General features: G+C 56.8%; 21 protein-coding genes, 1 tRNA gene and 1 pseudogene. 9 read left to right on the forward strand and 14 right to left on the reverse strand.

The annotated features are described in order from the left end of the window. Positions 1-263: 263 nt before the first annotated feature. Positions 264-1,181 (reverse strand): annotated as a pseudogene (rnz, locus tag DOP62_RS05620) (ribonuclease Z); the annotation flags it as partial. A gap of 121 nt (positions 1,182-1,302) precedes the next feature. On the opposite strand from rnz, the gene DOP62_RS05625 reads away from it, so the two are divergent. Continuing rightward, positions 1,303-2,499 carry a SpoIID/LytB domain-containing protein gene (locus DOP62_RS05625; protein WP_261790052.1) on the forward strand — a complete coding sequence of 399 codons (1,197 nt, stop codon included), beginning with the start codon at positions 1,303-1,305 and terminating at the stop codon, positions 2,497-2,499. 32 nt (positions 2,500-2,531) lie between these two features. Here DOP62_RS05625 and DOP62_RS05630 read toward each other — a convergent pair whose 3' ends face one another. From DOP62_RS05630 to psbX, 4 genes are all read right to left on the reverse strand, one after another. Further along, complete coding sequence (locus tag DOP62_RS05630; protein ID WP_208676565.1) at positions 2,532-3,059, reverse strand: TolB family protein; 528 nt, start codon at positions 3,057-3,059, stop codon at positions 2,532-2,534. Then, positions 3,056-3,646 carry a TolB family protein gene (locus DOP62_RS05635; RefSeq protein WP_208676563.1) on the reverse strand — a complete coding sequence of 197 codons (591 nt, stop codon included), beginning with the start codon at positions 3,644-3,646 and terminating at the stop codon, positions 3,056-3,058. Before DOP62_RS05635 ends, DOP62_RS05630 begins: the two co-directional genes overlap by 4 nt. Before the next feature lie 8 nt (positions 3,647-3,654). Continuing rightward, positions 3,655-4,491 (reverse strand): Ycf66 family protein, encoded by an 837-nt coding sequence (locus tag DOP62_RS05640; protein WP_208676561.1) that lies wholly within the window; start codon positions 4,489-4,491, stop codon positions 3,655-3,657. Between the two features lie 117 nt (positions 4,492-4,608). Then, complete coding sequence (gene psbX / locus DOP62_RS05645; RefSeq protein WP_011244389.1) at positions 4,609-4,728, reverse strand: photosystem II reaction center X protein; 120 nt, start codon at positions 4,726-4,728, stop codon at positions 4,609-4,611. A gap of 156 nt (positions 4,729-4,884) precedes the next feature. Between psbX and DOP62_RS05650 the strand changes: the two genes are divergently transcribed. After that, positions 4,885-5,172, forward strand: a complete 288-nt coding sequence (locus DOP62_RS05650; RefSeq protein ID WP_208676559.1) for a YggT family protein — start codon at positions 4,885-4,887, stop codon at positions 5,170-5,172. A gap of 119 nt (positions 5,173-5,291) precedes the next feature. Here DOP62_RS05650 and DOP62_RS05655 read toward each other — a convergent pair. Then, positions 5,292-5,363, reverse strand: a tRNA-Thr gene (locus tag DOP62_RS05655). Positions 5,364-5,423: 60 nt separating this feature from the next. On the opposite strand from DOP62_RS05655, the gene DOP62_RS05660 reads away from it, so the two are divergent. Continuing rightward, positions 5,424-5,666: a DUF3493 domain-containing protein gene (locus DOP62_RS05660; protein ID WP_208676557.1), complete on the forward strand. Its 243-nt coding sequence runs from the start codon at positions 5,424-5,426 to the stop codon at positions 5,664-5,666. A gap of 58 nt (positions 5,667-5,724) precedes the next feature. Here DOP62_RS05660 and DOP62_RS05665 read toward each other — a convergent pair whose 3' ends face one another. The 6 genes from DOP62_RS05665 to DOP62_RS05690 all read right to left on the reverse strand — a co-directional run bounded on the left by DOP62_RS05665 (position 5,725) and on the right by DOP62_RS05690 (position 13,135). Next, positions 5,725-6,582: a low-complexity tail membrane protein gene (locus tag DOP62_RS05665; RefSeq protein ID WP_261790051.1), complete on the reverse strand. Its 858-nt coding sequence runs from the start codon at positions 6,580-6,582 to the stop codon at positions 5,725-5,727. A gap of 81 nt (positions 6,583-6,663) precedes the next feature. Continuing rightward, positions 6,664-9,756: a translation initiation factor IF-2 gene (infB, locus tag DOP62_RS05670; protein WP_208676554.1), complete on the reverse strand. Its 3,093-nt coding sequence runs from the start codon at positions 9,754-9,756 to the stop codon at positions 6,664-6,666. A gap of 152 nt (positions 9,757-9,908) precedes the next feature. After that, entirely contained in the window at positions 9,909-10,202 is a 294-nt protein-coding gene (locus DOP62_RS05675; RefSeq protein ID WP_228383259.1) for a YlxR family protein, read from the reverse strand. Next, positions 10,199-11,497: a transcription termination factor NusA gene (gene nusA, locus DOP62_RS05680; RefSeq protein ID WP_208676549.1), complete on the reverse strand. Its 1,299-nt coding sequence runs from the start codon at positions 11,495-11,497 to the stop codon at positions 10,199-10,201. Before nusA ends, DOP62_RS05675 begins: the two co-directional genes overlap by 4 nt. 56 nt (positions 11,498-11,553) lie before the next feature. Then, a complete protein-coding gene (rimP, locus tag DOP62_RS05685; RefSeq protein ID WP_208676547.1) occupies positions 11,554-12,015 on the reverse strand; it encodes a ribosome maturation factor RimP in 462 nt (153 codons plus the stop codon). A 163-nt stretch (positions 12,016-12,178) separates the two neighbouring features. Continuing rightward, positions 12,179-13,135 carry a DUF72 domain-containing protein gene (locus tag DOP62_RS05690; protein WP_261790050.1) on the reverse strand — a complete coding sequence of 319 codons (957 nt, stop codon included), beginning with the start codon at positions 13,133-13,135 and terminating at the stop codon, positions 12,179-12,181. Between the two features lie 22 nt (positions 13,136-13,157). Between DOP62_RS05690 and DOP62_RS05695 the strand changes: the two genes are divergently transcribed. The 5 genes from DOP62_RS05695 (at position 13,158) to DOP62_RS05715 (ending at position 19,182) form a co-directional block, all read left to right on the forward strand. After that, positions 13,158-14,243 carry a glycosyltransferase gene (locus tag DOP62_RS05695; RefSeq protein WP_208676545.1) on the forward strand — a complete coding sequence of 362 codons (1,086 nt, stop codon included), beginning with the start codon at positions 13,158-13,160 and terminating at the stop codon, positions 14,241-14,243. Between the two features lie 2 nt (positions 14,244-14,245). After that, on the forward strand, positions 14,246-15,649 hold the full coding sequence (locus tag DOP62_RS05700; protein WP_208676543.1) for an undecaprenyl-phosphate glucose phosphotransferase: 1,404 nt from the start codon (positions 14,246-14,248) through the stop codon (positions 15,647-15,649). A gap of 3 nt (positions 15,650-15,652) precedes the next feature. Continuing rightward, a complete protein-coding gene (locus DOP62_RS05705; RefSeq protein WP_208676541.1) occupies positions 15,653-16,396 on the forward strand; it encodes a glycosyltransferase family 2 protein in 744 nt (247 codons plus the stop codon). Between the two features lie 14 nt (positions 16,397-16,410). Continuing rightward, complete coding sequence (locus tag DOP62_RS05710) at positions 16,411-17,472, forward strand: glycosyltransferase family 4 protein (RefSeq protein WP_222610274.1); 1,062 nt, start codon at positions 16,411-16,413, stop codon at positions 17,470-17,472. A 123-nt stretch (positions 17,473-17,595) separates the two neighbouring features. Further along, on the forward strand, positions 17,596-19,182 hold the full coding sequence (locus DOP62_RS05715; RefSeq protein WP_208676539.1) for a glucose-6-phosphate isomerase: 1,587 nt from the start codon (positions 17,596-17,598) through the stop codon (positions 19,180-19,182). Positions 19,183-19,345: 163 nt separating this feature from the next. Here the strand turns inward: DOP62_RS05715 and DOP62_RS05720 are convergent, their stop codons facing one another. Both DOP62_RS05720 and DOP62_RS05725 read right to left on the reverse strand, forming a co-directional pair. Continuing rightward, positions 19,346-20,098, reverse strand: a complete 753-nt coding sequence (locus tag DOP62_RS05720) for a phycobilisome rod-core linker polypeptide (RefSeq protein WP_208676537.1) — start codon at positions 20,096-20,098, stop codon at positions 19,346-19,348. A gap of 123 nt (positions 20,099-20,221) precedes the next feature. Beyond that, on the reverse strand, positions 20,222-20,803 hold the full coding sequence (locus DOP62_RS05725; RefSeq protein WP_208676535.1) for a phycobiliprotein lyase: 582 nt from the start codon (positions 20,801-20,803) through the stop codon (positions 20,222-20,224). 92 nt (positions 20,804-20,895) lie between these two features. Between DOP62_RS05725 and DOP62_RS05730 the strand changes: the two genes are divergently transcribed. Next, positions 20,896-22,107, forward strand: coding sequence for an MFS transporter (locus tag DOP62_RS05730; protein WP_261790049.1), 1,212 nt, complete (start codon positions 20,896-20,898; stop codon positions 22,105-22,107). Positions 22,108-22,116: the final 9 nt, after the last annotated feature.

Consider the following 22,116-nt stretch of genomic DNA (forward strand, 5'->3'; position numbering starts at 1 on the left):
GATCGCTGCTAATCCAAGCTGTTAAAGGCTGCCAGCAATGCCTCCCAGCTCCGTCCCGCAGGGGTCACACCACAGGTCTCCCGCAGGTAGCGGTAAGCAGCCCGATGAGCCGGTTCGCCATCGCCACTGAAGCGGGCCATCAGCACTTCTTTGGTAATTTGGGGCTTCCGCCGTGGCTCCGTTGCGATCGCTGGGGACTCAGGCTGACTGGGGCTTTCGGCGGCTGGCCCTTCTGTCGGCTCGTCCACAGCTAAACGGCGAGGCACGTCGTAGCTGAGGAAATCCTTAGCCAGCATCGTCTGCGGAAAAATCGCCTGAGCTTCCGCCAGCAAATCATCGAGGGTTTGCTCATTGCCCGGGGCATAGCGCGGGCTGAAGTGGGTCAGAATCAGCTGCCGTACGCCCGCTTGCCGTGCTACTTCCGCTGCCATCGTCGCCGTTGCGTGCAGCCGCTGTTCCGCCATCTCGCGATCACGATCGGAGAAGGTTGATTCGTGAATCAGGACATCGGCATCCTGCGCAAGGGCGATCGCCGACTCACAGAAAATCGTATCGGTGCAGTAGACAACACTGCGACCACGCTCGGTCGGCCCGCAAAGCTGTCGACCGTCGATCTGGCGACCATCTTCTAAAGTGACCGTCTGTCCGTCCTTCAGTTGTTTGTAGATTGGCCCCGGCGGAATACCGAGCGATCGCGCTTTTTCCACATCAAAACGTCCGGGACGATCGCGTTCTTGGATGCGATAGCCAAAAGCTGGCACACGATGATGGAGTGGCGCACAACTGACGACAATTTCATCGTCTTCGTAGATCACCCCCGGCTGGACCATCGCAATCTGCAATGGGTAGTTGATATGGGTGCGTGAATGTTGAGCACAAGCTTGCAGGTAATCGCGCAGAGACTTGGGGCCGTAGAGATCGATGCGCTCTGGATTTCCTGCCAACCCAACACTGGCCAACAGACCCATCAAGCCGAAGACGTGATCGCCATGCATGTGGGTGACGAAGATGCGCCGCAGCTGACTGATCCGCAGTTCACTCCGCAGAAATTGGTGCTGAGTGCCCTCTCCACAATCGAAGAGCCAGACCTCAGCACGCTGGGGCAAACGCAGCGCTACCGCCGAGACATTGCGCGATCGCGTGGGCACGCCGGAACTCGTACCAAGAAAAGTGACCTGCAAGGGGTTGAGGAATGGAGATTCGTTCCCTATCCTGTCACAGGACAGCAGCGGAACCTGCAGTCAGTTGCCAGCGTCCGGCAGCTTCGGATCTGTGGTGTGGAGTGAGTCAATCTAAATGCCCATGGCAACCCTCCGGCCGGCGTTGATCGCCAGCCTTGCAGCGATCGCCTGCATTCCTGCCTTTAGTTCAGCGGCAACCGCGCAGACTTCTCCAACGATTCGTGTCGGCATTGCGATCGCCCGACCTCAGATTCGCGTTGGCAGCTCCACCCCAGCGATCGTCCGCAATGAGCAAGGTCAGCAACTAGGGCAGCTCCCCACTCAGCAGGGCAGCTATGCCCAGCCCTTAGCCAATGGGCAGGTGCAACTCGGATCTTTTCGAGCTCGTCAGATTTGGCTGGAACCCAGCAACGACGGTCTCGTATGGATTGGCGATCGCTGGTATCGGGGTCGCCTGCAACTAATTTTGGATCAAGGCGCGGTCACTGCCGTTAACCACGTTGGACTAGAGTCCTATCTCTACAGCGTCGTTGGCAGTGAGGTCTACGCCAGTTGGCCAATGGAAGCGCTCAAGGCTCAAGCTGTAGCCGCACGCTCCTTCGTGCTCTACCGTCGCGATCGCAACCGCGACCCCCGTTTCGACGTCGGCAATTCCACCACTTGGCAGGTCTACAAAGGGGTCTCCAGTGAAGCCCCGACCACAATCAACGCCGTCAATGCCACAGCAGGTCAGGTACTGACCTACAACAGCCGCGTTATCGAAGCCGTTTTCCATGCCTCCAGCGGCGGTCATACCGAAAATGTCGAGGACATCTGGAGCAACTCGCTGCCCTATCTGCGCGGCGTCCAAGACTTCGATCAAAGTGCACCGGTGTTTAACTGGAGTCAAAGTTTTTCAGCGCAGGACCTCTCGGCCAAGCTCACTGGTGTGGGGCGGATTTTGCAGATTGAGCCTCTGAAAACCACACGCTTTGGCCGCATTCGTGATTTGCGCATCACTGGCGATCGCGGTAGTCGTGTTGTTAAAGGTGATGAAGTGCGGCGCGCCTTAAACCTCCGCAGTAGCCTGTTTACCGTCAGCAGTGAAACGAGCAGCGGCTGGTTTGACTTTCTACAACTCAATCGCAGTGAACAACCACCTAGCCAGTTCACAATCACGGGGCGCGGCTACGGCCATGGTTTGGGCTTGAGCCAGTGGGGTGCTTACGGCCTCGCTAGTCAGGGCGTGGACTACCGCCGAATTCTTTCGCATTTTTACCAGAACACGAATCTTAGCGCTCTGGGTGGCGCGATCGCTCAAAACTCGCCTAGCGAGTAAACCTTGTTGATCGACCCCATCCACACCAGAGGCTAGGGCTGGATCAAATCGAGCGGCCCAGCGTCACGATCGTAGACCAAGACATCCCATTGGCCGCCCAACGCCGCTTCGAAGGCAATTCGCTGCCCATCACGACTCAGGCTAGGATTGCGCACGATCGCCTCTAAATTGGCGGTCAAGTTACGGAGCTGTTGGCTGCGGCGATCGTAGAGGTAGATGTTGGTGCGATCGCCCCGACTACCGGCAAAAGCAATCCAGTGACCGTCTGCGGAAATTGCCGGATGTTCGACGAGCAAATCGAGGCTGTTGAGCCCAGGCAGAGGAATCTGTTGGCGCTGCTCCCAGTTGTAGAGATAGGCATCTTGGCTACCGCGGCGATCGGAGACGAAAACGAGCAGGGAGCGATCGCCCAAGCTCGGGAATAACTCCGCATAGCGACTGTTGACACCGCGATCGCCACCAGGAAGTGCAACTAAGCGCGGTGCTCCCGAACACCCCATCAGGATCAGGCTCAAGAGCAGTGCTAGCCCTCGAAGGAACCACGACGATCGCTGCTTCATGGCTGAGTCGGCGCGATCGGGACTGAGGTCTCGCGGCTGCCGTCTGGGCGATCCAGTTCTGTCAGCTCACCGCGGTCAAACAGCTCAATATCCCACTGGCCTCGGCGGCTACTTTCAAAGGCAACAAAGCGACCATCTGGGCTAATGCTAGGTTGTCGAACCCAACCGCGCCAGCCTTGGGTCAACACGTCGCGTCGCTGCGTGGCACGGTCATAGACTTGGATTTCGGGTCGACCGCGATCGCTACCCACGTAGGCGATGTAGCGTCCAGTCCAACTCAAGCTAGGCGATTCTGCGATCGCATCGCGATCGGCAAACCCCGGCAAGGGCTGCAGCTGGCGAGATTGAAGGTCGTAGAAGTAAATCGTGCGATGACCATCACGTTCAGCCACATAGGCTAAGTAACGGCCATCCCCGCTCAGCGCCGGTTGCGACTCGCTATAGCGACTGTTGAGATTCGGCGTTACGACCACAGAACCAGGACGAATCAGCCAACTAAACACCACAAAAGTAAGACCGATTGCAAGCCCAATACCCGCAATCAGCCAGCTCCAGCGACGGTAATTCCAGCGACGACGGCGCGGCACAGGAAAAATTAGTCGTCAAATTGGCTCGAGTTATCATCCTCTTCTGGCTGAGGATTCCGAGACGTGCTCAGCGGTTGGAAGTCAACGTAGGGTTCATCAGCCGACGGTTCTGCACCGCGACCAGCCGGACGGCTACGACGGCTGGCAGCAGCCGATTCTTCTGTCCGCGATCGCCGCGAACTACGAGGCATCCGATCCGAAACCCCAGTCAAACGCCGCTGCGGCCTAGACGGCTCTGGTGCAGGCTCTGGTTCGGGATAGTCTTCGACGAAACGATCGGCAGCCGGTAGGGGCGTTCCGTAGTCATCCCAGTCATCTCGAGCCGGAGCACGACGACTGCTACTGACACGCTCTTCAAATGCTGGCGGTTCTGCCCTGCGAGAACGGGGCGATCGCATCGGCATTTCGTAGCTATCGTCTTCTAGCTCTTCGCGCTGGAAGCGACTCCCACGCAGGCGGCGTTCCGGTGCAGGAGCCCGATCCTCGAAGCGATCGTAGTCATCTTCGGGTTCGTAGCGATAGACCCGACTGACTGGGCGATCGTCATCAATTAGTGGTGTGTTGCGCTTAGCCTGTTCAGTGGCAATGCCCCGCAAACGCAGCGCTTCGTAGGCAAAAAAGACCGTGGTTCCAGCTAGCAAAAACTGACCGAATTGCAAAATCGGGTCGAGGCGCCAGCCTTGAAAGAAAAGAATGCCGCCACAGAGCAGACCGACAGCAGCAAAAAAGACATCGTAGTCTCGGGCGAGCGCTGGCCGAATCGTCCGCAGAAAGTAGAGAAGTGCTCCACCCACTGCCAAAACAATGCCAACAATGCTGGCCCAGTTCAGACTGGCGTTAACCATTACGATCCTCCGCAGACGCGGCTCGATACTCTACATCTTAGCGGCCGGTGCCGATGGACCTGTAGCGTAAAACAGCCTAAGCACAACGACTCAGGCTGTTTTGGCAAGCCTGTGATTCTAGCTACGACGGACTTTATCCGTTTGGCTGATGAAGATGAGTGCAACGGTCAGAGGAATCACCACAATGACACCTCCCAGAACAAGGCTCCAGATGAAAGCAGACAACGTCGGCGTCATAAATGAACTCCCTCGGCAGCTCTAGGTTTCGTCTCATGATTGTATCGACCTAGCCTCGCAATTGAGAAGCGATCGGTCATTTCTAGACGGACTGTTTCCTCTAGGCCAGAAGTCGATCTCCCCTAGGATAAGGTCAGCGCTGTAGGAAGAGTATCGATGCAACCCTTGCTGTGGTTTAGCTGGATTTTGGGTGGTCTGCTAGCAATCATGACCCTCCTCTTTATCTTTCGGATTGTCCTGACTTGGTACCCTCAAGTTGATCTGCAACAAGGTCCCTATCGCGCGATCGCATTGCCCACAGAACCGTTTTTAGCTCCAACCCGTCGGTTGATTCCACCGCTGGGTGGCGTCGATATTTCACCAATCATTTGGGTCGCCTTGATTAGTCTGATCCGCGAGGTTCTCTTGGGCCAACAGGGTCTGCTGACCATGGCTCTGCGCTAGGACAAAGTGATGACTACAAGAACGATCAGGCTTCTAGACTCGGTCGTTCTGTAGGACGTTAGGGCTTCCGAAACAATCGCCCAAGCTGAACGAAACTGCGACATTTCAGCTAATTTTGAAGCCGATGAGGGGATTTGAACCCCTGACCGCTCGATTACGAATCGAGTGCTCTACCACTGAGCTACATCGGCGCACGGTCTCTGATTGTATCAGGAGCCACTAGGATCAGGACAAGTTTTGGTGAAAATCCTGTGCCCCAACTTGATCCCGAGCAACGTGCTCGCTTGCAAGCGGAAGTGGCAGCACCCTATCGAGGCTTGCGCCGCACCTTCTATGGGGTCTTTGCAGCCTCCGGTGCGATCGGGGCTTTTATTTTTCTACTGAAGGCGATCGCAGGGGAATCATTGGCGACAACGCTCCCCAACCTTGCTCTTCAAATCGGGGTTGTGGCTCTAATGATGGTTTTACTGCGACTAGAACAACCCAAGTCTTAGCAGCTGAGGCCTGAGTCAAACTGGCGATCGCGCTTTCCCCATCAAGATGTAGCACGGCTTACTGAGCGGCTTTAGCCGCTTCATCATTCGTCTCTGGCACTTCATCCGTTGTGGGTTGAGCGCTCGTCTCTGCAGGCGGAGATACTTCAGTTTCTGCCGTGACACCAGCAGGAGCACCATCTTCCTCAGCCGGTTCTGCAACCGAGCTAGGACTGTTGGGTTGCCCGGAAGTCTCTGGGGCAGTCTCAACTGGCGCTGGGCTAGGCTGGGCCTCGGGTACTGCGGGGCTACTATCAGCACCGACAGATGCTTCTTCAGGACGATACCAGTCAGCCGGCAGTAAGCCCTTCAATGGCAGCCCCAGAATTGTGAACTGCTGGGCAATTTGTCCGGGAGCCAAAGGCTCGGTGCTCGCAATCGCAGATTCCGAGAGCCAGAGCAGGGGTGCAACACTGACCGGCACTTGGACAAACAAGTTGAGTGCCAAAACCGTCACGATCGCCAGTAGAAAAGCTGGGAACGGATCGAGTGCTGCCAGCGGATTTTGCAACTGCACAATTGGTAACCAGCGGTAGAGTTGCAGCAAGATCAACGCCAGCCCGATCGCAGTGGCGATCGCCAAAATGCGATTGAGACTGGAGAGAAACCAGCGCAGCAGTTTGCGTTGACCTTCCTGTAGAGCTTCTGGTTTGAGGGTCAAGACCGCTAGGGAAAAGATGTAAAACGGTCGCCGCAGTTGCATCCAAAGAATCGAGCCAATCCCAATCAGCCCTGCCAAAATCGCTGTGAAGCCGGATGGCAAGAAGGGATCAGGATTGGCGATCGCGAACAGAAATAAAGCGGCCCACAGAGGTACTGTCGCCAGTCCTGCCAAGTGAATCCAGAGAAAGGGTTCAGCACGAGGACTTAGCGACATCTGTAGCTCACCGTTCAATCGAGGGCAGAAATCTGGTGCAATCGCGGTTCAGAGGGCACTAATCCGCGATCGCTGACCTATCTACACTTGCAGGGTGCGGCGCTTAGTGACCATCCGATAGGTCTCGATGATGTCACCTTCCTGCCAAGCACTGAAGCTATCGAGGCCAATCCCGCATTCGTAGCCGGAGTTGACTTCCTTCACGTCTTCCTTCATCCGCTTCAGCGAATCCAAGGTACCGGTATAGACCAGATTGGAGCCTCGACGGACTCGGATGTTACAGTTGCGGATCGCTTTGCCCGACTGGACATAACAACCTGCCACAGCACCGCGACCAATCGAGAAGACGGCCCGCACTTCGACTTGACCCAAGGGTTCTTCAACCAGTTCGGGTTCGAGCAAGCCTTCCATTGCCGCTTGAATATCCTCAAGCAGCTTGTAGATGATGTCGTAGTCCCGAACATCCACACCCGCTTCATCAGCAGCCCGCTTCGCACCGCTTGCCAGCGTTGTGTTGAAGCCGACAATCACAGCACCGGAAGCAGCCGCCAAGTCTACGTCCGTTTCGGTGATTTCGCCTGGCGCAGCCAACAGCACCCGCACCTGGACTTGTTTCTGCGGCAGCTGTTCCAACGAGCCAAGAATCGCTTCCACCGAACCTTGAACGTCTGCCTTCAGAATCAGGTTCAGCTCTTTCAGCTCGCCTTCTTGAGCTTGAGCCGAAACGGTTCCCAGCGAGACACGACGCGAAGCCATGGCCTGCTGGAGGCGCGATTGGCGTTGCTCATCAGCACGACTGGTCGCCACAGCGCGAGCGCTTTTCTCATCGCCGTAGACTTCGAACTCATCACCCGCCGCAGGCACGTCACCCAAGCCGAGCACCTCGACTGCGTAGGACGGGGTTGCTGCTTCGACGCGATCGCCACGGTCGTCAACCATGGCCCGCACTTTACCAAGGACAGAACCCGCGACGAGAACATCACCGACACGCAAGGTACCGTTTTGGACCAAGAGGGTCGCGACTGGACCCCGAGCTTTGTCGAGGTGAGCTTCAATCACCGTGCCGCGAGCCGCGCGATCGGGATTGGCAACCAGTTCTTCAACTTCGGTCACCAGCAGGATCATCTCCAGCAGCTGATCGATGTTTTCTCCTTTGATGGCGCTGACTGGCACCATGACCGTGTCACCGCCCCATTCTTCAGGAACCAGACCGTATTCCGTCAGCTCTTGCTTCACGCGATCGGGCTGGGCTTCTTCCTTATCACATTTGTTGATCGCCACAATCAGCGGTACTTCCGCCGCCTTCGCATGGCTGATCGCTTCCAGCGTTTGGGGGCGCACGCCGTCATCCGCAGCCACCACCAAGATGGCGATGTCTGTCACCCGCGCACCACGTGCCCGCATTGCGGTAAACGCTTCGTGGCCCGGTGTGTCGAGGAAGACAATCTGATGCTCTTCACCGTTATGTTCCACATCGACGTGATAAGCACCGATGTGCTGGGTAATCCCGCCAGCCTCGCCTGCTGCCACCCGAGTTTTACGAATTGCATCCAACAGGGTGGTTTTACCGTGGTCAACGTGGCCCATAACCGTAACCACCGGCGGACGCGACTGCAGACTTTCAGCATCTGCATCTTCCACCATCTGGGTGGTTTTCCGAGCCCCAGATTCTTCGGTCTCTTGCTCGACCAGAATGCCGAATTCTTCGGCAACCTGCTCGATCGTGGCAACATCCAGCGACTGAGTGACCGTTGCCGCAATTCCCTTGAAGAAAAGGGATTTGATGATGTCGGTTTCGGGCACAACCATCAGTTGCGCCAACTCCTGCACCGTCATGCTCGATCGCAGGCTGATAAGCTCTGGGCGGACGGGCTTTTGCTCACGCTCCATGCGACGACGATGTTGCCGTTCTCGCGCGGACTCACGACGGGGCTTGCGTCCTTTGGAGGGCATGACTGCCGCCACCGGCTTCGCCTGAGCCGCTTTCGGCTTACTAGGACGTGCCAAGGACAGTGCCAAGTTCAGAGCGTCAGCCGCAGCTGTTTCCTGCTCGGCCGTGAGCAGATCGTCATCGTCATCATCTTCAATCAGCTGACGACGCTTAGCTTTGGCGGCCGCTTTCCCAGCTTTCCGACTAGCTGCTGCCCGTTCTTCCTCTTCTTCCTCCCATCCTTTGCGAGGCCGAGAGGGCCGAGCCGGAGCGGTAGGCCGCCGCAGTTCTAGTGGCGGAACTGGCTGGAAGACCTCAACAGTCGCCGCCAGATCCTCACTACTGACAGGCGTTGCCGGTTTTGGACGCTGCTTCAGTTCTGGATTGGGTGCCGTTGGTTTCTGCGGCTTATTAGGCAGAACCCGAGAGGCAGCGGCAGGAACACCGCTGGCACTTGCAGCCACTTTGGGTCGGGACGGTGGCGCCACCAACTCAATTGGCTTGACCGGCTTGGCTGGTTTATTGACACCGCTACTGGCTGCCGGCTGTCCTAGTTGAGGGCGAGCAGGCCCAGTTTGTTCCGGCCGACGCTCAACCTTGGGTCTGGGGGCAGGTGCTTCTCCCGATCGCTCCCGTTCCGGCTTTGCTTCTGTGCGCCGCACAATTTCTGGCTTGCGAAGTAGCTCAGCTGCCGGCTTCGGCTTTTTCGTCTCCATCGCTGGCCGAGGTGCTGGAGCCGCAGCTGGTCGAGAGGCTGGCTTGACCGTATCAGCACTGGCTGCAGGAGTAGCAGGCCGAGGCGCCACGATTTCAGACTTCTCAGCAACCGGCTTTTCAGATCGAGCAGGCTTGACAGGGGGTTTACCAGACTCAGCGGCTGTTGCTGGGCGACGCGGAGGGGAAACGATACTCGGGCGTTCAGCCTGGGGCTTTGCGGGAGCTGCGGGACGAGCCACAATCTCCGGTTTGCCGCTGTCTGCCTTAGGGGTTGTTGGGCGACGAACTGACACGATTTCCTGCTTGCGCTCTGCCTTGGGCGAATCAGCGGGTGCTGCCGCTGTCGCGGAGTTGGATGGTGCCGCCCCACCTAAAACTTGGCGAACTTGGACGACTTGCTCTTCACTGAGCGTACTGCTGTAGCTCTTGTAGGGAATCTCTAACCGATCGCAGACGGCCAGCACATCCTTGTTATCGAGGTTTAACTCCTTCGACAGTTCGTAAATTCTGACCTTGCCATTATTCATTCAGCTCGATTCCCGTTGTCTGCGATCGCGGTCGAAAAGGTGCACGATGGCCTGAAGAAGCAAACGATATTGCTCAATCGGACGAGGAGCCCATCGCCATCACCGATCAGGGTTTGGGCAGCACCTCTTTTCATCTTGCCTCAAAATTTGGGCTATCCGTCAGGCTCCCCAGAAGCTGAGGGAGCCGTAGCAGCAGTCAAGCGCTCAGCCAGCACGGTGAACAGCTCTTCAGGGATGCTGGCGCGCAAAGCGCGACCCAAGCGATTTTTGCGTCGGACTTGGTTGAGACAATCGGCAGTTGGGCAGAGATAAGCCGATCGCCCCTCCCCATGATCGAGCGCGATCACCCCTGTACTGGACAGTCGAATAACCCGCCAGAACACCTGCCGGTGAGCGAGTCGCCGGCAGGCAATACAGCGTCGATACCCCTGGGGCAAACGACTCAAGCCTTCTCTTCCTCCGCTGCCGCTGCTGCACGGGCTGCATCTTCTGCTTCCCATTCCGCTAGCTCGGCTGCCTCAGCCGCCGCACGCGCTTCTTCTTCAGCAGCGATCGCGGCACGTTCTTGACGCTCTTGCACCAGTTCAGCAATGCGCTGCCCTTCGGTCACCGCGTCGTAGAGAGCCACATCCTTGATATCGATTTTCCAACCCGTCAGTCGAGCCGCAAGACGGACATTTTGCCCTTCTTTACCAATCGCTAAGCTGAGCTGATCTTCGTTGACCAAGACGTGGGCGATGCGACCTTCGGGGTCAACGAGCCGTACCTCTTGCACCCGAGCGGGGCTGAGAGCATTGGCGATATAGGTTGCTGGATCAGGAGACCAACGGATCACGTCGATTTTTTCACCGCGTAACTCATTCACAACAACCTGAATCCGCGATCCCCGCGCCCCAATGCAAGCCCCGACAGGATCGACTTCCCGTTCCAGCGTATCGACAGCAATTTTGGTACGGGGACCGACATGGCGTGTGGGGGGATTCGCTTCTCGCGCAACCGCCACGATGCGGACAACACCATCCTGAATTTCAGGGACTTCGTTTTCGAACAGGTAGACGACAAGACCCGCATTCGCCCGTGAAACGATCAACTGAGGGCCACGACGGGGTACTTCGCTGACCTCTTTGAGGAAGACACGGAAGGTCGCGTTAGCGCGGTAGTTATCGTTAGGCAGTTGCTCGCGACGAGGAAGCTCCGCCTCAACTTCAGGACGACCCAAGCCACTACTCACGCCCAAGATGACCGACTGACGCTCAAAGCGCAGCACCTTGGCCATCAAGACCGGATCTTCAAGATCTTGGAATTCTTCTTGAATCAGCTTGCGCTGATGGTCGCGCAGTTTCTGGGAGAGAACTTGCTTGGTTTGGATGGCTGCCATGCGCCCAAAGTCGTCCTTGTCAGGCGTGACATCAAGGACAACGATCTCGCCCGCTTGGGCGTCGGGGGCAACCTCTTGCACATCAGCTAGGGCGATTTGGTGGTCCGGGTTTTCGACCTGTTCGACAATGGTTTTGGTCGCCAAGACCCGAAAGCCTTCCTGTTCGATATCGAGTTCGACATCGATGTTGTCGAAGTAGTCTTCTTCGAACTGCTCCCCGATTTGCTGCGTCCGACGATAGCGCTCATAGCCTTTGAGGAGTGCTTCTTTGAGTGCCTCTTCAATGACGTTGGCCGGCAGTTTTTTTTGCTCGCTAATGGCGTAGATCAGCTGCTCTAAACCGGGCAGGGTGACCATTGACATAGGGGGAGCCTCCAGAGGGTGAGCGTAAGGACAAAAATGACGTTGAGGGGCGCTCGCTAGAGCTGTTCGATGAGCTTCACTTCCAAGACTTGATTGCGGGCAATCCGCACCGTTCGCCCTCGCTTGTTGAGATAGACATAGTCAGCATCTCGACTGAGGAGAGTCCCTTGCTGCTCAACAGTGCCATCGTTGGGGTCGCGACTGGTCACTTGAACAGGGAAGCCTTTGAAGGAGAGAAAATCGCGATCGCTTTCGAGCGTGTCGGAGAGGCCAGGGCTAGAAATTTCCAGCACATAGGCATCGGGAATGATGTTGGCCTCATCCAACGCCAGTTCAAAGCTCCGACTCATTCGTTCGCAATCCTCAAGACCGGTATCTCCCACGCGGCTCCGAATATCCAGTCGGAGAACTGGGGGGCTTTGGTTGGTGTAGAAGACCGCTTGGACAACCTCTAAGTCGAGGTCGTCAGCAATGGGACGGGCAAGGTCGAGGATGGCAGGAATGAGAGGGTGAGCCATGGTTCGCTGTCAATAAAAAAAGCGGGCAAGTACTTACCCACTCCTCTAAAAGCTGCGGCAGATCCGCGGCAATTTCGCTCAGAGATGCGAATCGCGTAAGACAACCAGACAGCTCTATCAGCTCTCATCATAAGCGCTTTCGGACAGCAGCGTGGACTGTCCATTAGGAGAAGAGAGTCAACTGCTGCTGAGCCGGTGCAGGCGGCGTTGGCAGTGGGGGCACCGCGATTCCAGCTTTCTCGAGTTGCTGCTGGAAGGCGATCGCAGTGACGGGTGAGTAAATTTCCTGTGGGCAGTGCACGAAAAAGTAAATGATTTTCCCCTGCTCAAGCCATTGGCGCAGCCGTTCTTGCCATTCCGAAAGGTAGTTCAGGTTGCGATCGCGATTGGGATGGCTGATGAAGCGTACAAAAGCGTAGTCACTGATGACATCTGGGTGCAACGGCAGTTTGGGTTTGCGGCGATCGCTCGTTGCTTGCGGATCGTCTGTACCGTCGTAGAGCGGACGAGTATCGAGCAGAACGCGTCCGCAGCCATAGCGTTGCAAAAGCCGATTGAGGGACTGACGCGACTGAGGCTGGAACCAGTCAGGATGACGCGGTTCAACAGCCAGCGGCCACTGTTCTACTGGCCAAGCAGCTAGAAATTGGGCGAGATCCGCGATCGCAGCAGGGCCATAGCGCGGCGGCAGTTGCAGGAAGGCAGGTCCAAGGCGATCGCCTAAGGGCTCCAGTTGACGGCGAAACGCTGCCGCCGCTTCGATCTGAGCTGCCAAGGAACCGACATGACTCAGCGATCGCGGCAACTTTAGACAAAAGCGAAAACCCTCAGGCGTCTCTTGCCGCCAGCGCTGAACGGTTTCAGTTGAGGGAATCGAGTAAAAAGTCGTGTTGCCTTCGACAGCAGTAAGGCGTTCGCCATAGCGGCGCAGAAAAGCATCACTGCCCGTACCGGCGGGATAGAACGAACCAACCCAGTCGCGATAGGCCCAAACGGCGCATCCCAGCCAGAACTGTTGCTTTTCCATCGTGACTCTCAGGGCGATCGCAGAAGCCTGTCCCAAACAGCGTACGGTGAGAAGGAGATCCGCGATCGCGGATTCAAGTTGATGCAAAAGCAAGGGGAGCTGTAGTCCAGCCGTAATGAGAGTTGCGATCGTTCACTACTGGCTGGTGCAAATGCGCGGCGGCGAGCGGGTGCTAGAAGCCCTGTGCGATCTCTTTCCAGAGGCTGACCTGTTTACCCATGTCTGCGATCGCGATCGCCTGAGTCCAACGTTGCAGCGGCACCGCATCCAAACCAGCTTCATTCAACGACTGCCAGCAGCCAAACGTCGCTATCCGACTTATCTGCCGCTGATGCCCTTCGCACTGGAGCAATTCGATCTGCGCGGCTATGACCTCGTGATCAGCAGTGAGTCTGGTCCTGCCAAAGGCGTGATCACCGATCCCAACAGCCTCCACGTTTGCTATTGTCACAGCCCCATGCGCTACCTCTGGGACTTGGCGCCCAGCTATCGTCGTCAAGCGGGTTGGCTGAAACGCCGTGCCATGGATTTGTTGTTGCCACCATTGCGGGTTTGGGATCAGGCCACAGCTCAGCGTGTTGATCATTTTTTGGCCAATTCCCGCTTTGTTGCGCAGCGAATTCGCAAGTATTACCGGCGTGAGGCGACCGTTCTGCACCCGCCCGTCAATGCCGAGCGCTTTGCGATCGTGCCCGATGGTCCTGAAGACTTCTACCTTTATCTCGGGCAACTGGTGCCTTATAAGCGAGCAGATTTAGCCGTCGCTGCCTGTACGGCGCTCGGTAAGCGGCTCATCGTTATTGGGGATGGTGAGGAGCGATCGCGGCTAGAAAAATTGGCAGGGCCTACCGTGCAGTTTCTCGGTCGCCAATCCGATGCTGCGATCGCCAGCTACTACCAACGCTGTCGGGCACTCTTGTTTCCCGGTGTGGAAGACTTTGGCATTGTGCCGTTGGAAGCCATGGCCAGTGGCCGCCCTGTAATTGCTTACGAGGATGGCGGTGCATTGGAAACAGTGAAAGCGGGTGAGACCGGTCTTTTCTTCAACAACGCGACTGTGGAAGGCTTAACGACCGCGATCGCCCAGTTCGAAGCCAGTCAGGGACAGTTTGATCCAGTGGCCATTCGGACTCACGCTTTGAGCTTTGATTGCGATACTTTCAAAGCGAACTTCCAGCACTTCCTCGCTTCGGTGCTCTAGGTATGCCAGGCCAACGGTCTTGGATTCGTCCCTACGAGCGACAACTGCCTTATCTGCAGCTTGCGCTCGACTTGCTGCTGATTGTGATTAACGCAGTCATCGCTTTTCGGCTGCGCTTCGAGTTCAGTTATTTCCAAGACAACGCGCGTTACCTCTTGCCACTGCTGCTGGCTTTACCCGCTGCGGCCATCTATTTCCCGCTGTTCAACCTCTACGACTCGTGGCGCGGGCGATCGATGATCCCGCTGATGTTGCGGGTGGCAGCAGCTTGGGGACTGACGATCGCCACAACCGTCACGATTATTTTCGCTCTGCACTACGGCAGTGCCTTTTCACGGCTTTGGTTTACAACTTGGGCGATCGGGACGCTCTACAGCTTTGGGCTGCTGCGGCTGCTCTGGGTGGCAGGGCTACAACTGATGCGCCACAAAGGCTGGAATGAGCGTCGTCTACTGATTGTCGGAGCCGGTGATCTGGGTCAAGTCTTGGCCGATCGCCTTGCCAATGCCCGCTGGACGGGGCTGCGAGTCGTGGGCTTTTTGGACGACAACCCCGAGCTCGAAGGGCAAAACTATCGAGGTATTCCCATCACAGCCAACGTTGATCAGATCGAAGACTGGATTGGCCGCTTTGATGCCCACGAAGTCTGGCTAGCGCTGCCGCTCCGCGCGCAAGAACGCGTACAAGAAATCCTGCATCTACTGCGCCACAGTACGATCACGATTCGTCTGATTCCAGACGTTTTCAGCTTCCGATTGATCAATCACGGCTTTACAGAAGTCCTCGGTGTACCGCTGATTGACCTCAATGCCACGCCGATGATGGGCTCGAATCGCTTCATTAAGGCGATCGAAGACAAAGTATTGGCTGGCATTATTCTGCTGCTAGCTAGTCCCGTGATGATAGCGATCGCGATCGCTATCAAGTTGACCTCACCAGGGCCGATCTTCTACCGGCAAGAGCGGATTGGCTGGAATGGTCAGCCATTCATGATGCTCAAGTTCCGGTCGATGCCCGTCAATTCCGAAGCGGGTGGTGTGCAGTGGGGCAAAGCCTACGCCAAACCCACGACGCCCTTAGGTGGACTACTACGCCGTACCAGCCTGGACGAGTTACCGCAGTTCATCAATGTGCTGCGCGGCGAGATGTCGATTGTCGGCCCACGTCCTGAGCGATCGCTGTTTGTCGAGCAGTTCAAGGACGAAATTCCCGACTACATGAAGAAACACATGGTCAAGGCGGGAATTACGGGCTGGGCACAGGTGAATGGGCTGCGCGGCGACACGGATCTACGCAAGCGGATTGAGTACGACCTCTACTACATCGAAAATTGGTCGCTGGCGTTTGATCTGAAAATTATTGGTATGACGCTGCTGAAAGGCTTCGTCAGTCGCAATGCGTATTAGTGCGTGCCCAAGCTTTCTCTGATTATTGCCACCTATAACGATGCGATTGGTTTGGCGCGTTGTCTCGACAGTATCGAGCAGCAAACGGTGCGAGCCGATTGCGAAGTGTTGGTGTTCGATAACGCCTCTAGCGATGGCACGGTGGAGCTGCTCAAGGATCGGAGCGATCGCCTCGACTACTGGGAAAGTGAGCGCGATCGCGGTATCTATCACGCTTGGAACAAGGCGATCGCCCGTACCAGTGGCGATTACGTTGCCTTCGTTGGGGCGGATGACTATTACGCCAGTCCAACAGCACTGCAACAACTGCTGGAGCTGACCGTAGGGCAGCCCGACTTGGTCAGCGGCCGCAATGCCTACTACAGTGCTGAGGGTAAATTTCTCCGCAACTGGGGCTACGCCTGGGATTGGCAGCGGATGCGGGAGTCGATGATCCTCAGTCATCCCGGTTTGCTGATGCGGCGATCGCTGTTCGATCGCATTGGGCTGTTTGATGAGCGGTTTCGGATCTGCGGCGATTATGACTGGCTGCTGCGGCTGCCGCCCGATCTGAAAGCAGTCCACACCAATCAGGTCATCCTTTGCCTGAGCATGGGCGGCGTCAGCAATACCCAAGTGGGTCGCGTCTTTGCGGAGACTTTCCGTGCCCAACATCGCCAGCCCGACTTGGGACTGTGGCGCAGTGGTGCCTACTGGCTCTTGAATTGGCTCAAGTACGGTCGCCGTAAACTCATAGGACTGGCTTAGGTGCAGACGCGATCGTGGGCAATCTGTTAGTCAACTTGGCGATGGTGCTGCGCCAGCCGACAGGGATCAGTACCTATGCCCTCAGCTTGCTGCCCCATCTGCGATCGCTGCAACCCACCCTGCTGAGCGATCGCCTCTACGACGGCTTCACCCATCAACTGATTTCCCACAAGCTCTGTAGCGATCGCGGTCGGCGGGCTCGCCTGCGTCGGCTGTACTGGACGCAGACGCAAATTCCTAAGATCTACCGACGTTTGAACAGTCGCCTGCTGTTTTCGCCCGCTCCTGAAGCTCCGATCGATCGCCACTGTCGATTGGTGGTGATGGTGCATGATCTCCGGCCTTTGAAGTTGCCATCTCAGTCTTGGCAGACCTACTACTTCCGCTGGGTGGTGCCCAAGGTGGTTGCCCAAGCCAGTCATGTGATCTGTAACTCGGAAGCAACCGCTGCTGATCTCTGTGACTTCTACCAGCTCCCTGCTCAGAAAATTACGCCGATCTACCTCGGCTACGATCGCCAGCATTACCAACCTTGGCAGGGCAAGACCGGCAATTACTTCCTGCACATTGGGCAGCAGTTTCCCCACAAGAATCTCGAGCGGCTGATTCGCGCCTTTGCCCAGCTGCCAGCGGACTATCAGCTCTACTTGGCAGGCAGTCGTCATCCATCGGAAACGCCAAGGTTGGAGCAGCTCGTCCAAAGTTTGGGGCTGCAGGAACGCGTTCGATTGCTGCGCTATGTGGACTATGCGGATCTGCCACAGTTGATTGGTGGGGCGATCGCGCTGGTTTATCCCAGCCTCTGGGAAGGCTTTGGCCTGCCTATTTTGGAAGCGATGGCTTGCGGCACGCCCGTGATCACCTCCAACTGCTCCTCTCTGCCAGAGGTAGGAGGAGAGGCGGTGCTGTATGTCGATCCCTATCAGGTGGAGGCGATCGCCTCTGCTATGAAATCGTTAATTAGCGATGGATCGTTACGGGCTGATCTCCGCCAGCAAGGGTTCGCCCAAGTCCAGCGCTTCAACTGGGAAAAAACTGGTAAGGAGACTTGCGAGATCCTGAAGCAATTTCTCTAAAACAGCACGGATCCGCCCCAGCTCTGCCTTGCAACAGATTAAGAACTGGAAAAGTTCTGAGCGATCGCACACAGAAAATCGCGATCGCGCCGATAGACTAGCGAGGTCGCTCCCAGCTTGTCTATGACCGCTCAGCAGCTCTGGCAACGCTATCTCGATTGGCTCTACTACGACCCCACGCTGGAGTTTTACCTCGACATCAGCCGCATGGGCTTTGATGACGCCTTCGTGACAACCATGCAGCCCAAGTTCCAGCATGCCTTTGCGGCAATGGCAGAACTGGAAGCCGGAGCGATCGCCAACCCCGATGAGCAGCGGATGGTCGGCCACTATTGGCTCCGCGATCCTGAGTTAGCACCCACACCCGAGCTGCAAGCCCAAATTCGCGACACGCTAGCAGCCATCCAAGACTTTGCGCTCAAAGTTCACAGTGGGGTTCTGCGTCCACCTACTGGATCACGCTTCACAGACATTCTTTCGATTGGGATTGGTGGGTCAGCCTTAGGACCCCAGTTTGTTGCAGAGGCATTGGCCCCCGACGATGCCCTACTGAACATTCACTTCTTTGACAACACCGATCCGGCTGGCTTTGATCGCGTTTTGGCACGACTGGGCGATCGTCTAGCATCAACTCTGGTGATCGTCATCTCTAAATCTGGCGGCACCCCCGAAACCCGCAACGGCATGCTGGAAGTGCAAGCGGCTTTTGCCCAGCGTGGCATTGCCTTTGGCCCCCAAGCGGTTGCCGTGACGGGCGTTGGTAGCCATCTCGATCAAGTCGCGATCGCGGAAGGATGGCTGGCTCGCTTCCCGATGGAAGACTGGGTGGGTGGCCGCACCTCAGAACTCTCAGCCGTTGGGCTGCTGTCGGCTGCACTGTTGGGCATCGACATCACGGCCATGCTGACGGGGGCACGGCAGATGGATACGCTCACTCGCGTACCAGATCTGCGCCGTAACCCAGCGGCACTACTCGCCCTGAGTTGGTACTGGGCAGGCAATGGGCAAGGCCAAAAAGACATGGTGATCCTGCCCTATAAGGACAGCCTGCTCCTGTTTAGCCGCTACCTGCAGCAGTTGATTATGGAGTCGCTCGGCAAAGAGCGCGATCTCCTCGGCAAAGTCGTTCACCAAGGTATTGCGGTCTACGGCAACAAGGGCTCGACCGACCAGCATGCCTATGTGCAGCAGTTGCGCGAAGGCATCGCCAATTTCTTTGCCACCTTCATCGAGGTTCTGGAAGACCGGAACGGGCCATCACCAGCTGTCGAGCCCGGCATCACTAGCGGCGACTACCTCAGTGGTCTGTTGCAGGGAACCCGCGCCGCACTCTACGAAAATGGCCGAGAGTCAATCACAATCACCGTGCCTCGCGTTGATGCAGAACAGGTTGGAGCCTTGATTGCGCTCTACGAGCGGGCGGTGGGCCTCTATGCCAGTCTGGTCAACATCAATGCCTATCACCAGCCAGGGGTAGAAGCGGGCAAAAAAGCTGCAGCCAGTGTGTTGGCGCTGCAACGGCAGATTGTGGAGCTACTTCAGCAAGGGCAGCCGCTTGCGATCGCGGCGATCGCAGAAGCTCTAGGCCAAACGGAGCAAGTCGAGACGATCTATAAAATTCTGCGTCACCTTGCAGCGAATGGTCGGGGTGTCCAGTTGAGCGGCGATCGCCACGACCCTCTGAGCCTGGTCGCCAGTTGGCAAACCTGAGCCCTTGAGTCTCCTCAGGAGGCAACAGCTTTAACAAGGGGCTTACGCCCCTTGTCGCTTACACAATGGCAAGTTGTGTACAAATGCACAAACAAAGCTGCTGCTCTCCTCTCTGGAAAGCAGCAGCCTCAGCAATGCTAGGGGTTAGGGAGTGACCCGAGCCTTAGCGCTTGCGGTAAGGAACTTTGTTGAGGTAGTCGATGTCAGCGGAAGCACCCAAGGCTTGACCGCGTGCACCGATGCTGCGAGCCAAGTCGAGGTATGCACCCGGATCGCCAGCTTTGGCGCTGAGGTATTGCGCCGGGAAGCGTTTGACCGGACCACCAGCGTAAACCGCTTTCGGGAAGCCGAGAATCGAACGGTAGTAAGCGTCGTAGCGGGGCGACTTGATGTTGAACGGGGTCTCACCCAGTGCACGGCCCGGCAAAATGCGACGACGTTGGTAGGGCACCTTGTCGTAGCCAAAATTGCTCAGGTATTCATCGCTGTTGAGCAACGTGTCGATGAAACCTTCATAGCCTTGGGTGGCAACTGCCAAGGACCAAGCAATTTTTTCCCGTTCGCCGTAAACATCGCGACCCAACACGCGTTGGACGACTTGTTCAACAAAACGATAGTTGCTGTTTTTCTCGTAGAAGCTGGAACGGAAGGTTTCAGAGAGCAGGAGACCGCGGACGAAGTCTCGAACCGTGATTTGACCATTCCGCAGCTGCGATTCCAGCACCACTTGGCGATCGCGCTTGAAGGCGTGGAAGAAGAGCTGGCGATAGGCCGCCTGAATCACTTCATCAAATTGGACCGGTGAGTACTGGTCTTCAGTGTTGTACTGTTTTGGCTGCTCGTCGCCAGGAACTTCGAAGCCAGCTACGCGCGAATTTTGCGTTGTTGGCGCGTAGTTCAAGAGGGGAAGGGCCACGCAATAAAACTCCCTAACCTTACGAATTCTTGCGAAGATTAAGCCCAATCATATCGGCGTCGGGGAACGCCACCGAAACTCAGTCCCGAAATTCTTACAGAGCTTAACGATCGCGGCTTTTTGCTACCAACCCAAGCTGGAGTAGAGCTGATCGACATGCAACGGTTCGTCAGCAGCGACAGCTTCCGTTTGGCGAATCTCCGCACAGAACGCTGCAGTGCTCAAACCGCCAAAACGAGTCACGGTGCTGGCACGCAAGCGCAGGTTGGGTCCCATGAACCAAAACTGTTCCACCGCGCTCATGGTTTCGTAGTCGGTGATCAGGTTGAGGTTGTTGTTGTCGTCGAGATCAAAACGACCAATCACCGGCACGATCTCCGCATAGCCACGCTCGCGCAGGAGTTGACCGCTGCGACCGCTGGCATCATCGGGCACAAGGGCAAATACGGTCGTTCCCGAATGGCCTTCTGCTTCACGATCCCAATCCATCGACCCCTGCCAGCTGACATAGGCTCCCCCGATCGCGGTCGCTGGATCAACAGCATGCATGGTGCAGATTTCAACGACCCGTGGATCGGTCTTTTCCAAAGCCTCCACAAAGATGCTGGAGTCGCCATTTTCAGCCCGCCGAAAGGCAAGGTGGTGGGTGGTGCGCTGCGATCGCCACTGACCGGCACTCTGCCGGAAAAATTCCATTGCGTCCATGCGTTTCGGGGAAATAGCACCGCTTTTGATCTTAGGGGGCGATCGCGATTCCGGCGGGTGAATTGACAGTCCTGCCTACGCCTGCGTGAATCGTGGCAGTGCTTCCCCCTCTTATGGCTCGACAACGCCTCGCTTTTTTTGCCGTTGCGCTCAACGTCTTTATGGACGCTTTGGGGGTAACACTCTTGCTGCCGATTTTGCCGGAGCTGCTGCGCCCCTTTGGTAGCAATGCTTTTCTGCTCGGTGCTTTTGCTAGCGTTTACACCCTGGCGCAGTTTATTTCAACGCCCGTTCTCGGCTCGCTCTCCGATCGCTTCGGCCGCCGCCCGCCGCTGATCCTGACGCTGGTGTTTACAGGGCTGGCTTATGTGCTGCTGGCGATCGGTAGTTTGGTGGAAAATCTGCCGCTGCTATTTGCGGCGCGGATTTTGGCTGGTCTAGCAGGTGGGGTGTTTGCGATCGCCCAAGCCTACATCGCCGATCGCGAATCAGATCCTCTGAAGCGATCGACTCAATTTGGCTGGATTGGCGCAGCCTTTGGATTGGGCTTTTTGTTTGGCCCTGCCTTGGGAGGCTTGCTCTCAGGGATTAACTTGCGCTTACCAATTTGGTTTGCGGCGATCCTTGCCTTCATCAACGCCGCGTTGACGGTATTCACTGTGGTGGAATCGCTGCCACCCGAGCGCCGCCGAATCGTACCTTGGCAAGATCTCAATCCGCTCAAACAACTCTGGGCAGTGAGTCGCGACCCCAAGCTGCGGCGATCGCTGGCGAGTGCCTTCATCTACAACTTCGCTTTCGCAGGCTTCACTAGTTTGTTTGTGCTGTTCGTGCAAAATCGCTTTGGCTGGACACCCTTGCAGGTAGCGGGCGTGCTGATCGCGGGCGGGTTTACTTCTGCACTCGGTCAAGGACTGATCTTTGGTCGGCTACTGCCCTACTTCCAAGAAAAGGGCTTGGCACTTCTAGGGCTTGGGGGTATGGCAGCGGGTTACTTCTGGCTGGCACAGGTACCGCAACCCGGGACTCAACTTTATCCAGCTCAAATTTTGACGGCGCTGTTTGGCGGCTTCGTGATTCCGGCATTAAGCGGCTTGTTTTCTCGGCGCGTCACCGCTGAAGAACAGGGGCAGGTTTTGGGCAGTGTGCAGGGCTGGCAGAGCCTCGCGCAGGTGATTGGCCCGCTGATTTTGGGCGTTGTTTACGATCGCGGCGGCGCGGATCCTTTCTTCTGGAGTTTGGCCGCTTTGAATGTGATCGCCATCCTGTTGCTCTTGCCGCGATCGCGTCAGCCCATAGAATGACCGCAGTTA

The sequence above is a fragment of the Synechococcus elongatus PCC 11801 genome, from assembly GCF_003846445.2.
Taxonomy (GTDB): domain Bacteria; phylum Cyanobacteriota; class Cyanobacteriia; order Synechococcales; family Synechococcaceae; genus Synechococcus; species Synechococcus elongatus_A.